The following is a 17,276-nucleotide window of genomic DNA, read 5'->3' on the forward strand; positions in this document are numbered from 1 at the left end:
CGGGCGCCGGCAGGGTGACTGTCGGGCCGGCCTGGTGGCCTGTCGGCCGGCGGGGTCAGTCCCAGGGGTCGTTGTTCGTGGCGCTCGGGGTGGGGGTCGGCGTCGGCTCGGCGGCACCGTCGAGCGGGGCCGCCGGGGCGGTCTGCGTCGTACCCGAGGGAGTGGTGACGTCCTCGGCGTGTGCCGCCTGGGTGCCGAGGACGGCCGCGCCGGCGACGGCGGCGGTGAGGAGAGCGGTACGGAGGGCCTTGGTGAGGCTCATCTGAGTGGTCCCTTCGGCTGTGGGTGCGCTGTCTGGTTCTTGTTTCCGCTGCGTGCTTCGTTCTCTGTGGGCACCACACTAGGAAGCGCCGGAATCCCCGTACCGCCCCCGCCCCTATCGCCGCGTTATCACGGCACGGACCGGCGTGATGCCGTGATAGCGACCGCTTTCCCCGCTCCATTGCCGGGGTGATGTTCCGCCGATAGCGCGAGTCGAACGATGGGAACAGGAACCGGACGGTGACCGCCCCACGAGGAGGGGCACCGGCCAGCACCTGCCCAGGGGGTTCCCCACCACGACTCGCGGGAGCGCAGATGAGCATGACCGGCCCGTCCACCGCGGCAGCCGCAGGCCCCTCCACCACGCAAGGGAGCGCCCGCCTCGGCGCCCTCATCAGGAGCCACCGGCTGCGGATCGGCCTCACCCAGCGGGAGCTGGCCGACCTGTCCACGATCAGCGTGCGGGCCATCCGCGACCTGGAGCAGGGCAAGGCCCGGCGTCCCCGCACCGACACCGTACGGCTGATAGCGGACGCGTTGCGGCTCGGTTCCCGCGCCCGGACCGCGCTGGAGGCGGCGGCCCAGCAAGGGCGGTGCTCCACCGGGTCCGCCGGGAGCTTCCTGGACGCCGAGCCGCCGGCCCCGCCGACGGCGCTGCACGGGCTCACGGGCCGGGACGCGGAGACGGAGGCGATGGTGAGGGAGCTGTCCACGTCGGCGGAGCGCCTGGTCAACGTGGTGGGGCTGAGCGGGGTGGGCAAGACCCGGGTGGCCCTTGAGGTGGCGAACCGGCTGTACGCGGCGGGGCTTCCGGTGCTCTGGTACGCCTTCCCGGGTGCGCCCCGGGACTATCTGGAGGCGGCGGGTGCCGGGCGGGCGGACCGGCTGGTCCGCGCGGCCGTGGAGCACCTCTTCGGCGCGCCGGACGGCACGGACCGGGGCGAGGCCGAGGGGCCGGCCGGACAGGGGGAGTCGCTTTCCGAACTGGTCGGGGACCGGGCCGTGTTGCTGGTGCTCGACGGCGCTCCGGAGCGGGCGCCCCGCTTCGACCGGCTCACCGGGCTGATGCGGGAGTGCCCGGGGCTCAGACTCCTCGTGACCTCCGAGCAGCCGTGGCAGGTGCCGGGCGAACGCCCCTTCCTGCTGGGCCCGTTGGAGGTTCCCGCCGCACCTTCGCCCCGGTCGCCGGAGCCGTCGGGGGCGATCACCTCTCCTTCGGTGCGGCTGTTCCTCGACCATGTACGCCGGGTGCGGCCGGAGTTCGTGCTCCAGGGGTCCGATCTGGCCGAGGTGGCCCTGATCTGCCGTCGGCTCGACGGGCATCCGATGGCGCTGGGCGCGGCGGCCTCGTGGCTGGCGGTCTGCGACCTCGCGACGCTCCGGGCGAGCGTGGACGGAGACCCCGCGCCGCTGCTCGACCACCTCGCGGGAGGCGACGGCGGACTGCGGTTCCGGGCCGCGCTGCGCCGTGCTCTGGTCCGGCTCTCCGCCGGACACCGGGAGCTGCTCGCCACGCTGTGCGCGAGGACGCCGGGGGCGGGCGGTGGTGACGACGAGGGCGGGTTCGGGCTCGACGAGATCGTCCGGCTGACCGGGCTCGGACTGCCGGAGTGCGGACGCATGGTGCGGGACCTGCTGATCAGCGGGGTGATCCGGCCCAGCCACGAGGCCGGCCGGTCCCGGTTCCGGGTACTGCAACTGGTCCGCGCGTTCCACCGTGCGGCCGACGGGGCCGTCGGGGCTGGTGGGGTCGATGGGGCCCCCGGGGTGGGCGCGGTGAGCGACCGCGCCGAGGTCGAAGGTGCCGGGCCCGCCGCTCTGGCTGCCGCCGCGCACTGAGCTGCTGCCGGAGTGCCGGGGCAACTGCCGCCCGTGGCGGGGCCCCCGGGTTTGGATGACATCGGCCGGTTGGTGCGCGGAACGCCCCGGAGTCGGCCGGCCCTCGCACCCCCGTCTCTCACAAGGAGCTCGCTCATGGCGTCCGATGCTGGTACCGCCCCCGGTGCGACAGCCGTGCGGCTGCCGCTGTCGGCAGCGCAGCACGACATCTGGATGGCACACCACCTCGACCCCACCGGTCGCCGCTACAACATCGGCGAGTACCACGAGATCCGGGGCGCGGTGGACGAGGAGCTGTTCGCCGCCGCCTGGTACCAGCTGGTCCGCGAGGCGGACGTGCTGCGGATCCGCAGGACCGAGGCGGACGAGGAGGGCGTCTGGCAGATCCTGGACGCCGAGCCGGGTGACCGTCGCATCGAGTCGGTGGACCTCAGCGGCGCCGCCGACCCGGAGGCGGAGGGCCGTACGTGGGTCAGGCGCTGTCTCGCCGCCCCCTACGACCTGGCCGCCGGTGAACTGACCCGGCACGCGCTCGTCAAGCTCGGCGAGGAGCACTTCCTCTACGTCAAGTGCTATCACCATGTCGTGCTCGACGGGATGGCGTCGTCCCTCCTCGACCAGCGGATCGCCGAGTTGTACGGGAAGGCGCTGGCCGGGGAGCCGTGGGGCCCGACGCCGTTCGGGGCGCTGCCCGAGCTGCTCGCCGAGGACTCCGCCCACCGGTCCTCGCCGGAGGCGGCGGCCGAGCGCGCCCACTGGGCGGAGCACCTGGCCGGAGCGCCGGAGACCCCTCGGATCGCCGAGGGCCGCACGACGGGCGTGCCGGACGACGGGGTGCCGTTCGTGCGCCGGAGCGCGGTGCTCGGCCCCGAGCGCGCGGAGCGGCTGCGCGAGGTGGCCCGCGCGCACCGCACCCGCTGGCCGATGCTGATGGTGACGCTGGTCGCCGCGTACGTCCACCGGATCAGCGGGCGTACGGATCTGACGCTGGGCCTTCCGGTGACGGGGCGGACCACCGAACTCTCGCGCCGGACCCCGGGCATGGCGTCGAACGTGGTGCCGCTGCGGCTGACGGTGGATCCGGGTGGACCGCTCTCCGCGCTGGTGCGGTCGGTGGTGGCGGAGTCACGGCACGGGCTGAAGCACCAGCGGACCCGCTACGAGGACATGTGCCGCGACCTGGGCCTGGGCGAAGGAGCACGGCGCCTGACCGCGCCCCTGGTCAACATCATGGCCTTCGCCCCCGAGCTGGACTTCGGGGGCCAGCCGACGCTGACGCACAACCTGAGCAACGGCCCGGTGGAGGACCTCGCGATCGGGGTGTACGACCGGGGGCCGGAGGTGGGTGTGCGGGTCGACTTCGACGCGGCACCCGAGGTCTGCGACCTCGTGGCCGTGGCCGATCACCAGGACCGCTTCCTGCGCTTCGTGGACACGGCGCTTGACCGAATGGACCGCACCGTACGGGAGTTGGATCTGCTCGACCCCGCCGAGCGCCGTCTGCTGCTTGAGGAGCGGGCGGGTGTCACGGTCGAGATCGGGGACGGGACGCTCGCGGAACTCTTCGAGGAGCAGGCCCGGCTGCGGCCCGAGCACCCGGCCGTCGTCTTCGGTGAAGAGACCCTGAACTACGGGGAGCTGAACGGGCGGGCGAACCGGCTCGCCCATCACCTGATGGCCGCCGGGCTGCGCCGGGGAGACCTCGCCGGTGTCCTGCTCGAACGGAGCAACGCCTTCGCCGTCGCCGTACTCGCCGTCATCAAGACCGGCGCCGGATACGCCCTGCTGGACCCCGAGTTCCCCGACGAACGGCTGGCGAACACGGCGTCGGACGCCCGGATCGCCGTACTGGTCGGCGACGGCCGGCAGGCCGGTCGTCTGACGGGGCCGTGGCACACGGTCCTGGTGGACCGGGAGGCGGACGCGATCGGCGCACGGCCGACGAGCAACCCGGAGACGGTGGTGACGACCGACGACGTGGCCTGCGTGATGTTCACGTCGGGGTCCACCGGACGCCCCAAGGGCATCCTCTCCTCCCACCGCAACCTCGTCTCCACCCTCACCCACCAGACCTACTGCACCTTCGGACCCACCGAAACCTTCCTCCAATGCTCACCCGTCTCCTGGGACGCCTTCAGCCTCGAATACTGGGGCGCCCTCCTCCACGGCGGCACCACCATCCTCCAACCCGGACAACGCCCCGACCCCACCCACATCACCGAACTCACCCAACAACACCCCATCACCATGCTCCAACTCTCCTCCAGCCTCTTCAACTACCTCACCGACGAACACCCCCACACCTTCAACACCACCCACACCACCTACACCGGCGGCGAACCCGCCAGCCCCACCCACACCCACAAACTCCACACCCACCACCCCCACCTCACCATCACCAACGGCTACGGCCCCGCCGAATCCCTCGGCTTCACCACCACCCACACCATCCAACCCACCACCACACCCCCCACCACCCACCCCATCGGCACCCCCCTCACCAACAAACACACCTACATCCTCGACACCCACCTCAACCCCACACCCCCCGGCACCACCGGCGAGCTCTACCTCACCGGACACGGACTCGCCCACGGCTACCACCACCAACCCACCACCACCGCCACCCACTTCACCCCCAACCCCTACGGACCCCCCGGCACCCGCCTCTACCGCACCGGAGACCTGGCGTACTGGGACTCCGAAGGCCGTCTCCACTACGCAGGCCGCACCGACGCCCAGGTCAAGGTCCGCGGCTTCCGCGTCGAGCCCACCGAGATCGAGACGGTCCTCACCGGCCACCCCGGGATCTCCCGCGCGGCGGTCCTCACCCACCCGGACCGGCACGGGACCCCGCAGCTCGTCGCCTACGTCACGGTCGAGCCGACGGGCGTCGGAACGGCCATCGGCACCGGCACCGGCACCGGCAGCGACACCGCCGAGCCGGCGCCCGGACCGCAGGAGGTGCGCGCCTGGTCGCGGACGCTGCTGCCCGAGCACATGGTCCCGGCGGTGGTCGTGGTCATGGACCGGCTGCCGCTGACGGCCAACGGCAAGATCGACAAGCGGGCCCTGCCCGCCCCCGAGCTCGACACGGCCGTCACCGCCGACGGGGGCCGGGCTCCGCGCACCCCGGTGGAGGAGATCCTCTGCGGGCTGTTCGCCGAGGTGCTCGACGTGCCCCGGTCGCTCGGCGCCGACGACAGCTTCTTCGACCTCGGCGGGCACTCCCTCCTCGCCGCCCGCCTCACCGGCCGCATCGCGACGACGCTCGACGCCCGGCTCACGATCCGTGACGTCTTCCAGCATCCGACGCCCGCCGCGCTCGCGGCACGGCTCGCCGACCGGGGCGGCCGGCCGGCCCTGCCGCCGCTCACCGCCGAGCAGCGCAGCTGCGAGCTGCCGCCGCTCTCCTTCGCCCAGCAGCGGCTGTGGCTGATCTCCGACATGGAGCAGGGCGGCACCTCGTACAACGTGCCGATGACCGTACGGCTCGAAGGCGAGGTGGACGCCGGGGCTCTGCGGTCCGCGTTCGCCGATCTGGCGGCCCGCCACGAACCGCTGCGGACGGTGTTCGTACGGGTGGACGGCGAGCCCCGGCAGCGCGTCCTGCCGGCCGGTACGGACCGGCTGGTGTTCGAGTGCCGCCAGGTGGACCCGGCGCGGCTCGACGAGGCCGTGACGGAGGCCGCCGGTCATGCCTTCGACCTGGCCGTCGAGTGCCCGCTGCGGGTGACGCTGTTCGATCTCGGGGCGGACCGGTACGAGCTGCTCGTACTGCTGCACCACATCGCGACGGACGGCCAGTCGCTCGCCCCGCTCTTCGCGGACCTGTCCACAGCCTACGCGGCCCGAGGGGCGGGCGCCGCCCCCGAGTGGCCGACGGAACTGCCGGTCAGGTACGCCGACTTCGCGCACTGGCAGCGACGGGTGCTCGGTCATCCCGGGGACGCGGAAAGCCCGCTGGGCCGGGACCTCGCACACTGGCGCCGTACCCTCGACGGGCTGCCCGAGGAGCTGGGGCCGCTCCACGACCGGCCGCGGCCCGCGGTGGCCACCCACCGGGGCGGCCTCGTGCCGGTCGACTTCGGACCCGACCTCTACGCCGGGATCACGGCGCTGGCGCGCCGGGAGCGGTGCACGCCCTTCATGGTGGTGCACGCCGCCCTCGCGGCGACGCTCACCCGGCTCGGCGCGGGCACGGACCTGGCGCTCGGCGCCCCGGTGGCCGGCCGTCCGGACGAGCAACTGGCGGGCCTGGTGGGCTTCTTCGTGAACACCCTGGTACTGCGCACCGACACCTCCCGCGACCCGAGCTTCCGTGAACTCCTCGGCCGGGTCAGGGCCGCCGATCTGGACGCGTACGCCCATCAGGACACGCCGTTCGACCTGGTCCTCGAGGCGGTGAACCCCGTGCGTTCGCTGGCCCGGCACCCGCTGTTCCAGGTGTGCCTCGCGCTGGAGAGCGGTGCGACACCGGGGCCGGTGCTCGCGGGGGCGCGGACCCTGCGGACGGCGCCGGTGTCCAACGGCTCGGCCAAGTTCGACCTGGAGTTCCTGCTCTCGGGGGACGACGAGACGGGTCTGACCGGTGCCGTGGTGTACGCGACGGACCTCTTCGACGCCTCCACCGTCGAACGGACGGCCGCGATGCTGCGGCGGGTCCTGGAGCAGGCGGTGGCCGAACCGGGGCAGCGGCTCAGTCGGTTCGAGCTGATGGACGGGACCGAGCGGCGGCGGCTCCTCGCGGAAGGCAGGGGTGCCGAGGCCGAGATCGGGGACGGGACGCTCGCGGAACTCTTCGAGGAGCAGGCCCGGCTGCGGCCCGAGCACCCGGCCGTCGTCTTCGGGGAGGAGACCCTGAACTACGGCGAGCTGAACGAGCGGGCGAACCGGCTCGCCCATCACCTGATGGCCGCCGGGCTGCGCCGGGGAGACCTCGCCGGTGTCCTCCTCGAACGGAGCAACGCCTTCGCCGTCGCCGTACTCGCCGTCATCAAGACCGGCGCCGGATACGCCCTGCTGGACCCCGAGTTCCCCGACGAACGACTCGCCTCAAGCGCCGATCGGGCCGGGATCGCGGTCCTCGTGACGGACAGCACCCAGGCCTCGCGCGTCGAAGGCCCCTGGCTCACCCTCCGGGTGGACACCGAGGCCGGAGCGATCGCGGCCCGGCCGGCGGAGAACCCGGGAATCCGGCTCACCCCTCAGGACATCGCCTGCGTGATGTTCACGTCGGGATCCACCGGACGCCCCAAGGGCATCCTCTCCTCCCACCGCAACCTCGTCTCCACCCTCACCCACCAGACCTACTGCACCTTCGGACCCACCGAAACCTTCCTCCAATGCTCACCCGTCTCCTGGGACGCCTTCAGCCTCGAATACTGGGGCGCCCTCCTCCACGGCGGCACCACCATCCTCCAACCCGGACAACGCCCCGACCCCACCCACATCACCGAACTCACCCAACAACACCCCATCACCATGCTCCAACTCTCCTCCAGCCTCTTCAACTACCTCACCGACGAACACCCCCACACCTTCAACACCACCCACACCACCTACACCGGCGGCGAACCCGCCAGCCCCACCCACACCCACAAACTCCACACCCACCACCCCCACCTCACCATCACCAACGGCTACGGCCCCGCCGAATCCCTCGGCTTCACCACCACCCACACCATCCAACCCACCACCACACCCCCCACCACCCACCCCATCGGCACCCCCCTCACCAACAAACACACCTACATCCTCGACACCCACCTCAACCCCACACCCCCCGGCACCACCGGCGAGCTCTACCTCACCGGACACGGACTCGCCCACGGCTACCACCACCAACCCACCACCACCGCCACCCACTTCACCCCCAACCCCTACGGACCCCCCGGCACCCGCCTCTACCGCACCGGAGACCTGGTCAGGCGCAGGGCGGACGGCGCCCTCGAATACCTCGGGCGCGCCGACGAGCAGGTGAAGATACGCGGCTTCCGCGTCGAGCCCGGAGAGGTCGAGGCGGCCCTCCTCGGGGACGAGTCCGTCGCCCAGGCGACGGTCCTGGTCCGCACGGACGGCGGCCCGCGCCGGCCCGACGACGGACAGAACAACGGACCGGGCGACGAGCCGGGCGACGAGCCGGGCGACGGGCCGGGCGAGAAGATCCTCGTCGGGTACGTCGTCGCCGACCCGGCAGGCCCCGCCCTCGACCCGCTCGCGCTGCGGGAGCGACTGCGCGGTGTCCTTCCCGAGCACCTCGTGCCCGCCAGGATCGCCGTCCTCGACCGGCTGCCGCTCACCGCCAACGGCAAGATCGACAAGCGGGCCCTGCCCCGGGTCGACGCACCGTCCCGCGCCGCGGGTGAGGGGCGCGCCCCGCGCACGCCGGTCGAGCGGACCCTGTGCGCCCTGTTCGCGGACGTGCTCGACGCGCCGGGCCCGGTCTCCGCCGACGACAACTTCTTCGACCTCGGTGGGCACTCCCTCCTCGCCGCCCGCCTCACCGGCCGCATCGCGACCGCGCTCGACTCCGTCCTCACCACCCGGCTCACCACCCGCGACGTCTTCCTGCACCCCACCCCCGCGGCCCTCGCCGCGCACGTGGCGGCCCGGAGCGCCGCTCCGGCCAAGCGGGCCAGGCCCGCGCTGCGCCGCCGTACCCCCGGCGACACCCACACCGATCGGAGAAGTTCATGACCCACGACCCGCGCCCCGCGCCCGAGGACGTCGTCTGGGACCTGCCCGGCAGCGGGCCGCACCGGCTGTCGCTCCTGGTCCTCCCCCACGCGGGCGGCAACGCCCACGCGTACGCCGAGTGGCGGGCGCACCTGCCGGCGGACGTACGCCTGCTCATCGGCCAGTACCCGGGCCGCGGCGCGCGCTTCTCCGAGGACCTGCCGGAGTCGGTGGACGACCTGTCCGGACCGGTGGTGGAGGCGCTGCCGGCCGACGCGGGTGAGCTGGTGGTGCTCGGCCACAGCATGGGCTCCCTGGTCGCGTTCGAGGTCGTCCGCGCCCTCCAGGCGGCCGGCCGTACCCCTCGCGCCCTGATCGCCTCGGCCTGCCGGGCCCCGTTCCTGGCGAACCCGTGCGCCGTGCATCCCGAACTCCTCGACGACGACGCCCTGGTGGCGGCCATCAAGGAGCGCGGCGGCACCGACGACTCGATTCTCGACGAGCCGGAGCTGCGGGAGATCGTCCTGCCGTCGATCCGCGCGGACTTCGCCATCGACGACGTGTACCGCTGCGCCGACCCGGCGGCCCGGGTGGACTGCCCGGTCACCGTCATCGGCGGCGACGCCGATCCGGTGGCGCCGGCGGAGAACCTGCGCCACTGGGGCGAGGTCACCGAGCACGCCTTCACGACGGAGGTGCTGCCCGGCGGTCACTTCTACTTCCAGCAGCAGCTGGACGCCTTCTTCGCCCTGGTGAACCCGGTGCTCGACGCCGCCGTCGCCCCGGCCCCGGCCCCGAGCGCGGTCTGAGCAGGCGTCCGCGTTCTCTCGCCCGTACGCCGCACCCCCTCCCCCGCATTCCTTCCGCACCCACCGATCCGAGGACTCCCATGACCACCTACGCCGAATCGACCACGGCGCCCACGCTCGACATCGTCCGCGAACCCGGCAAGCCCGTCGTCGTCCACACCCCCGCCTTCGACTCCATGGCCGAGGCCGCCGCCTGGCTCGACAGCCGGCGGGACGACGTACAGGCCGAACTGCACCGCTCCGGCGCCGTCCTGCTGCGCGGGCTGCCCGTCACCGACGCGGCCGACTTCGCCCGTGCCCGGGACGCCCTGATCCGTGAGCGCGCCGGATACAAGGAGAAGGCCACCCCGCGCACCGACTTCGGCGAGGGCGTGTTCTCCTCCACCGACCTGCCGGCCGTCCAGCCGATCCGGCTGCACAACGAGAACAGCTACACCCTGGACTTCCCCGGCGTCCTCCTCTTCGGCTGCGTCACCGCGCCCGCCGAGGGCGGGGCCACCACGGTCGGCGACATGCGCGAGGCCCTGCGGCTGCTCCCGCCGGAGCTGGCCGAGCGGTTCGCGCGGGCCGGCTGGCTCCTGGTGCGCAACTACTCCGAGCTGGCCGGTCTCCCCTGGTACAAGACCTTCGCCACCGAGGACAGGTCCGTGGCCGAGGCGTACTGCCGGGAGAACACCGTCGGGTACGAGTGGCTGGACGACGACTCGATGCGGACCACGCAGCGCCGCTCGGCCATCGTCACCCATCCGGTGACCGGCGAGAAGGTCTGGTTCAACCACTTCGCGTTCTGGAACAGCCGCACCCTCGACGAGGACGTCCGGGAGGTCCTGCTCGACACGTACGGCGAGGACGGCCTGCCGTTCTCCACCTATCTGGGTGACGGGACCGCGCTGACCGACGCCGAGGTCGACACGATCAACGACGTGTACGACCGCGTCACCGTGCGCGAGACCTGGCAGCGCGGCGACCTGATGCTCGTCGACAACATCCTCTGCGCCCACGGCCGCGAGGCCTACGCGGGCGACCGGAAGATCCTCGTCGCCATGGGCGAGCCGGTCGCGCTGGCCGACTGCCGCCCGGAGACCGCCCCTTCGACCGCCCTGTACGGGGAGTGAGCCCGAGATGACCACCGTTCTGCCCGCGCGCGCCGCCGCGCCCAGCCCCGTGACCGCTTCCCCCGTCACCGCCTCCCCCGCCCCGGCCGCTGCCGCCCTCCCCGCCGATCTGCTCACCCGGCTCGCCGCCGTTCCCGGTGGCCGTACCGCCGTGGTCGCCGCCGACCGCGAGCTGGACTTCGCCGCGCTGCGCGCCGAGGCCGCCCGTATCGCCGGCCGGCTCGCCGGCCTCGGCGTCGGCCCGGAAAGCGTGGTCGCGCTGTGCCTGCCGCGCGGCGCCGACCTCGTCGCCGCGCTGATCGGCACCCTCACCGCCGGGGCCGCCTATCTGCCGGTCGACCCGAACCTGCCCGCCGACCGGCGCCGCTACCTGGTCGAGGACGCCCGCGCCGACCTCGTCGTGACGGCCGGCCCCGGGGCCGAGCCGCTCACCGAGGGCGTGCCGCACCTGACCGCCGCCGAGCTGAGCGCGCCCACGGCCGGTTCCGACGTGTTCCGGCCGGTGCCCGTGCCCGCCGACGCGCTCGCCTACGTCATCTACACCTCCGGCTCGACCGGGCGCCCCAAGGGCGTGGAGGTCGGCAGGGCCGCCGCCGCCGCGCTGCTCACGGAGCTGGAGGAGGCGGGCATCGCCGTCACCGACGGCGGCCGGGTGGGCTGGAACGCGTCCCCGTCCTTCGATGCCTCCGTGCAGCAGTGGGTCCGGCTGTGCCGTGGCGACGCCCTGGTGATGATCGACGAGGAGACCCGGCGGGACCCGGCGCTGCTCGCCGCGTTCGTGGACGCGCAGGCGCTCACGGACCTGGACCTCACGCCCTCGCACGCCGACCCCCTGCTCGACCTGCTCACCGCCGACGGCGGGCCGCGCCCGCTCACCCTCCTCGTGGGCGGCGAGGCGGTTCCCCCCGCGCTGTGGGACCGGATCGCCGGGCTCGGCTCCGCTGGAACGATACGAGCGGTGAACCTCTACGGGCCCACCGAGTGCACGGTCGACTCCACCGCCGGATGGATCGAGGGCCCGGGCCGCCAGCCGCACATCGGGACGGTCCTGCCGGGCCTGCGCATGCGGCTCCTCGACGAACGGCTCCGGCCGGTGGCCGAGGGCGCGACCGGGGAGCTGTACCTCGCCGGGCCCCGGGTGGCCCGCGGCTACCGGCGGCGCCCGGCGCTCACGGCGGACCGGTTCGTCCCGGACGTCGAGGACCCGGCGGGCGGCGGCCGGATGTACCGGACGGGTGACCTGTGCCGGATGCTCCCGGACGGGAGCCTCGTGTACCTGGGGCGCGCCGACGGCCAGGTGAAGCTGCGCGGCCACCGGATCGAACTCCCCGAGATCGAAGCCGCGTTGACGCGCTTCGCCGGGGTGGCGGAGGCCGCCGTGATCGTACGGGAGGACCCGGCCGGAACCCCTGGGCTGGCCGCGTACTACCGCCCGGCCGGCGGCGCGGAGGTGTCGGCGGAGGGGCTGCGCGAGCTGCTCGCCGCCGAACTCCCCGCGTACATGGTGCCGTCGGCGTTCGTGGCGATGGACCGCTTCCCGACGACCCAGAACGGCAAGCTGGACCGGGCCGCGCTGCCCGCTCCGACGGCCGGGACTGCCGCGCCGGCCGACTCCGCCGCCATGGACGAACTGTCCGGCACGGTCGAGCGGTTGATCGGCGGAGTGTGGGCGACGGTGCTGGGCGCCTCGCAGATCGGCCCCGAGGACAACTTCTTCAAGCTGGGGGGACATTCGCTGCTCGCGATCAAGCTGGTGTCGCGGGTACGGGCCGAGCTGAAGGTGGCGCTTCCCGTCAAGGCCGTCTACGCGAACCCGCGCCTGCGCGACCTGGCGCGGTACATCGAGGAACTGCTCGCCACCACCGAGGACGCCTGAGCCGTCGCCGGGCCGCGGGCGCCACCGCCGGGACCTGAGCCCCGCCCGGCCCCGGCCCGGATTCCGACCGCCGGCCCCGGCCCACGTTCCGACCGCCGGCCCCGGCCCGCGTTGCGACCGCCGGCCCCGGCCCGCGTTGCGACCGCCATCCCCTCCCTCCCCCCTCTCCCGTAGCCGCACCTTCACCCCCCGAGGATGACCGTGATCCCCCTGTCCTTCGCCCAGCGCCGTCTGTGGTTCCTGAACCGGCTCGACGGCCCGTCCTCCACGTACAACGCGCCGGTCGTGCTGCGGCTCGACGGGGTCCCGGAGCTTCCGGCGCTCCGGTCGGCGCTCGGGGATCTCGCCCGGCGGCACGAGGTGCTCCGCACGGTGTTCCCGGCCGGCCCGGACGGTGAGCCGTACCAGGAGGTCGTGGCGGAGCCGGACATCACCCTGGCGGTACGGGAGTGCCCGGCGGCGTCCCTGGAGGAGCTGGTGGCCTGCTTCGGCCGGGAGTCCTTCGACATCGGCACCCAACTGCCCTTCCGTGCCGCACTGTTCCTTCCCGAGGGCGGGCCCGGTTCGGTGCTCGTGCTGCTGCTCCATCACGTGGCCACGGACGGGTGGTCGCTCCGGCCGCTGCTGCGGGACCTGACGGAGGCGTACGCGGCCCGGCTCGCCGGGGCGGCGCCCGAGCAGGAGGAGCTGCCGGTCCGGTACACCGACTACACGCTGTGGCAGCACGAGGTCCTCGGGGACCCGGCGGACCCGGACAGTCTGGCCCGCGAGCAGCTGGACCACTGGGCGGCGGCCCTGGAGGGGCTGCCGCCGGTGACGCCGCTCCCGGCGGACCGGCCGCGGCCCACGGAGCCCAGCCACCGGGGCGGGACGGTCACCGCGGAGGTCGGCGCCGAGGCCCACCGGGGGCTGCTGGGACTGGCCAGGGAGACGGGGACGAGCCTGTTCATGGTAGTCAGGGCGGCGCTCGCGGCGGCACTTTCCTCGGCGGGCGCGGGCGAGGACATCGCGATCGGGACGCCGGTCGCGGGGCGGCCCGAGGAGGATCTGTACGACCTGGTGGGGTTCTTCGTGAACTCCCTGGCCCTGCGCACGGACCTGTCGGGTGATCCCACGGTCGCGGAGCTGGTGGCGCGGGTGCGGGACACGGACCTGGCGGCGTACGCGAACGAGGAGCTGCCGTTCGACCTCCTCGTGGAGCACCTCAATCCCGACCGGTCGCTGTCCCATCACCCCTTCTTCCAGGTGATGTTGAGCATGCAGAGCGCCGACGCCCCGGCGCTTGCGGCGCTCGGCCCCGTCATGGGGACGGTGGAGACCTCGGACCTGGCGGCGGCCAAGTTCGACCTGACGGTGGTGTGCGCCGAGCGGCACGGGCCCGCGGGCGACCCCGACGGTCTGGAGGTCGGCGTGCAGTACGCGACGGACCTGTTCGACGAGGGGACCGCGCGTCTCCTCCTCGATCTGTACGTCCGCGCGCTCACGGCCTTCGCCGGCCGTCCGGGCGCCCGGCTGGGTGAACTCGCCCTGGTCGGCGGGGACGAGAGGGCGGAGCTCGCCGCCCGGCACGAGCGGCTGGCCGTCGCCGAGGCGGAGCGGCGCGCCGCCGAGTCGCGTACGGGAGCGGGGGCGGGGGCCGAATCGGGTGACGGTGCGGCCGTCAGCCCGCTCGGGGAGATCCTGTGCGGACTGTTCGCGGAGGTGCTCGGCCTCGAACGGCTCGGCGCGGACGACAACTTCTTCCGGTCGGGCGGGCATTCGCTGCTCGCCGGCAAGCTGATGAACCGGGTGCGCGCGGTCATCGGCAGGGAGGCGGGCATCCGTGACCTGTTCCTGGCGCCGACGCCCGCCGGTCTGGCCCGCCGCATGGAGGAGCGGGGCGGCGGCGCGGAGAAGCGTCCGGCGTTGCGTCCGGTCCCGGCCGCCGAGCGGCCCGAGCGGCTGCCGCTCTCGTACGCCCAGCGGAGCCTGTGGTTCGTGGGGCAGCTGGAGGGACGCAGCGCCACGTACAACATCCCGCTGGTCCGCCGACTGGAACGGCCGCTCGTGCCGGGGGCGTTCGCGGCTGCGCTCGCGGACGTGGCGGAGCGCCACGAGGTGCTGCGCACGGTCTGTCCGACGGTCGCGGGAGAGCCGTACCAGGAGATCCTGGCCGGTGTACGGCCCGTCCTCGGCCTCGTACGGGCCGGGGACGCGGCGGAACTGGCGGCCGAGGTGGACAGGGCGGCCGGGCACGTCTTCGACCTGGCGAAGGAGATCCCCTTCCGGGCCACCCTGATCGACTGCGCGGAGGACGGCGGCCAGGTCCTGGTGCTGCTCGTGCACCACATCGCCGGGGACGGCTGGTCCACCGACCGGCTGCTGGCCGACCTCTCCGAGGCGTACGAGGCGCGGCTCGCGGGCCGCGCCCCGGGCTGGGAGCCGCTGCCGGTCCAGTACGCGGACTACACGCTCTGGCAGCGCGAACTCCTCGGCGACGGCGACGGCTCCGAGCCCGGCAGGAACGACGGACTTCTCGCTACCCAACTGGCGTACTGGAAGAAGGCGTTGGACGGACTTCCGCCGCTGATCGCGCTGCCCACCGACCGGCCGCGCCCCGCCGAGCCCACCCACCGGGGCGCCCTTGCCCCCTTCCGGCTGGACGCGGAGACCCATCGGGCCCTGGCGCGCACGGCGCTCGCCACCGGAACGACCCTGTTCATGGTGGTGCAGGCCGCGCTCGTGGCGCTGCTGAGCCGCCACGGGGCCGGACCCGACGTCGCCGTGGGCACCACGGTCGCCGGGCGGGGCGACGAGGCCCTGAACCGGCTCGCCGGCTTCTTCGTGAACACGCTGGTGCTGCGGACCTCCGCGGACGGCGATCCGCGCTTCACCGAGCTGCTCGGCCGGGTCAGGGAGGCCGACCTGACGGCCTTCGGGCACCAGGACGTGCCCTTCGACCGGCTGGTGGAGCATCTGAACCCGCACCGGTCCTCCGCCCACCACCCGCTGGTGCAGGTGATGCTCCAGGTGCACACGGCCGGCGGCGCGGCGGCGGATACGGCCCTGTCGGGCACGCCGGTCCCGTTCGGGGCGCACACCGCGAAGACGGACCTGACCTTCGCGCTGACAGCGGGCCGCGACCGGTCCGGCGAACCCGGGGAGCTGACCGGCGTACTGGAGTACGCGACGGACCTCTTCGGCCCGGACACGGCCACACTGCTCACGGAAAGGCTGGTCGCGACGCTCACGGCGGTCGCCGCCGACCCCGAGCAGCGGGTGGAGGACCTGGTGTACGGCGAACCGGCGGCCGGCGCCGACGCCACCGGCGGCCTTCTTCTCGACCGGCGGCAGCGGCGGGTGCCGGTCGGAGTGCCGGGCGAGCTGTACGAGCGCGGCGCGGTGCCGCTGCCCACGGGGCGGCGGGGCGTACGCGGCACCGACGGTGTCCTGCGCGTGCTCGGCGACACCACGGTGGGCGGCTACGTCGTCGAGCCCGGACGGGTGGAGGCGGCGCTCGCCGCGCACCCCGCGGTGTCGGAGGCCGTCACCGCCGTGCGCGAGGACCGGCTGCTCGCCTACGTGGTCGGGCGGCCCGGCGCCGTGGCGGCCGACGGTCCCGCGCTGCGGGCCTGGGCGGCCGAGCGGCTGCCGGAGTACCTGGTCCCCGCCTCGGTGGTGACGCTGCCCGAGCTGCCGCTGACCCCGGACGGCCGTACCGATGTGGCCGCCCTCCCTGAACCCGGACACGAGCCGGCCGCGAAGGCCGCCACAACGGGCGGGGCGCCGTGGGAGGAGCGGGTGGGCGCGCTGTTCACGGAGCTGCTCGACGGGCGCGCGGTCGGCCCGGACGACAACTTCTTCCGCGTGGGCGGGCATTCGCTGCTCGCGGTGCAGCTGGTGAACCGGGTGCGGGCGGACCTCGGCCGCGAGATCACCCTGCGCGAGGTGTTCCGGCACCCCACGGTGGCGGCGCTGGCCGCGCGCCTCGCCCAGCCGGCCGCACAGACCCCGCCGAAGACGCCGGCGCTGCGGCGCCGTACGCGGGGCGGGGCGCGGGTGCCCACCGCCTGACAGGGAGTGTCCCCCCTAACCTGGGTTCATGCAGCACGGTCGTCGGCGGGATCGGCGCCCGGCCCGCCGAGCGGGCCGGGCGCCGGTCCCGTTTCCGTCCGGGCCGCCGGAGGTCGAGGGTGCCCGGGTCGTGCTGGTCGGGTACTTCTCCGCGAAGGAGAAGGGCTTCGGGGCGCTGATGGACGCCGCCGCGGAGGCGTTGTCCGCGCGCGGGGCGCGGGTGGTGGGCCGGTTCACACAGCGGCGCGGTGTCTCGGACGGCGGGGTCGCGAGGATGGCGCTGCCGTTCTCCTCGCGGACGCTGCTGCGGCTCGGAAAGGTCCGCGAGGTCTCCGAGGCCTGTGCACGGACCCGCGCCGACGCGGCGGTGTTCCTGCCGTCACTGACGGAGCGCCAGCGCCGTGCACTGACGGACGCGCTGGGCTGCCCGGCGGTGGGTCTGGACGAGGTGCTGGGCGGGGACGAGGGCTGACCCCGGCGGGGGGGGGAGAGCGCGGCCGGGCTCCGGGCTCCGGGCTCCGGGCTCCGGGCAATCCGTACCGGACCGGCTCCGGCGGGTCCTGGTCCGGCAGCAACCACCGCTCCGGCGGCAGTATCGCCCCTCGATTCTGCCGCGAGGACTGCCCGCTCCCCCGGTGGGCCGCG

Annotated in this window: 8 protein-coding genes; 7 read left to right on the forward strand and 1 reads right to left on the reverse strand. The window is 73.9% G+C overall.

Annotated elements, in window-relative coordinates; genetic code table 11:
- Positions 1-55 precede the first annotated feature (55 nt).
- The gene (locus V4Y03_RS32790; protein ID WP_317876203.1) at positions 56-262 is read right to left on the reverse strand and encodes a hypothetical protein; all 207 of its coding nucleotides are present in this window, start codon (positions 260-262) and stop codon (positions 56-58) included.
- Positions 263-576: 314 nt separating this feature from the next.
- On the opposite strand from V4Y03_RS32790, the gene V4Y03_RS32795 reads away from it, so the two are divergent.
- From V4Y03_RS32795 to V4Y03_RS32825, 7 genes are all read left to right on the forward strand, one after another.
- Positions 577-2,100 (forward strand): helix-turn-helix domain-containing protein, encoded by a 1,524-nt coding sequence (locus V4Y03_RS32795; protein WP_332437610.1) that lies wholly within the window; start codon positions 577-579, stop codon positions 2,098-2,100.
- 135 nt (positions 2,101-2,235) lie between these two features.
- The gene (locus V4Y03_RS32800; protein WP_332437611.1) at positions 2,236-8,799 is read left to right on the forward strand and encodes an amino acid adenylation domain-containing protein; all 6,564 of its coding nucleotides are present in this window, start codon (positions 2,236-2,238) and stop codon (positions 8,797-8,799) included.
- Entirely contained in the window at positions 8,796-9,587 is a 792-nt protein-coding gene (locus V4Y03_RS32805) for a thioesterase II family protein (protein WP_056557895.1), read from the forward strand. Before V4Y03_RS32800 ends, V4Y03_RS32805 begins: the two co-directional genes overlap by 4 nt.
- 80 nt (positions 9,588-9,667) lie before the next feature.
- Positions 9,668-10,702: a TauD/TfdA family dioxygenase gene (locus V4Y03_RS32810; protein WP_317878801.1), complete on the forward strand. Its 1,035-nt coding sequence runs from the start codon at positions 9,668-9,670 to the stop codon at positions 10,700-10,702.
- A gap of 7 nt (positions 10,703-10,709) precedes the next feature.
- The gene (locus V4Y03_RS32815) at positions 10,710-12,578 is read left to right on the forward strand and encodes a non-ribosomal peptide synthetase (RefSeq protein WP_332437612.1); all 1,869 of its coding nucleotides are present in this window, start codon (positions 10,710-10,712) and stop codon (positions 12,576-12,578) included.
- Positions 12,579-12,779: 201 nt separating this feature from the next.
- On the forward strand, positions 12,780-16,631 hold the full coding sequence (locus tag V4Y03_RS32820; protein ID WP_443079917.1) for a condensation domain-containing protein: 3,852 nt from the start codon (positions 12,780-12,782) through the stop codon (positions 16,629-16,631).
- A 130-nt stretch (positions 16,632-16,761) separates the two neighbouring features.
- A complete protein-coding gene (locus V4Y03_RS32825; RefSeq protein WP_332437614.1) occupies positions 16,762-17,103 on the forward strand; it encodes a hypothetical protein in 342 nt (113 codons plus the stop codon).
- The last annotated feature ends 173 nt before the right edge of the window (positions 17,104-17,276 follow it).

This window comes from Streptomyces sp. P9-A4, assembly GCF_036634195.1.
GTDB lineage: Bacteria > Actinomycetota > Actinomycetes > Streptomycetales > Streptomycetaceae > Streptomyces.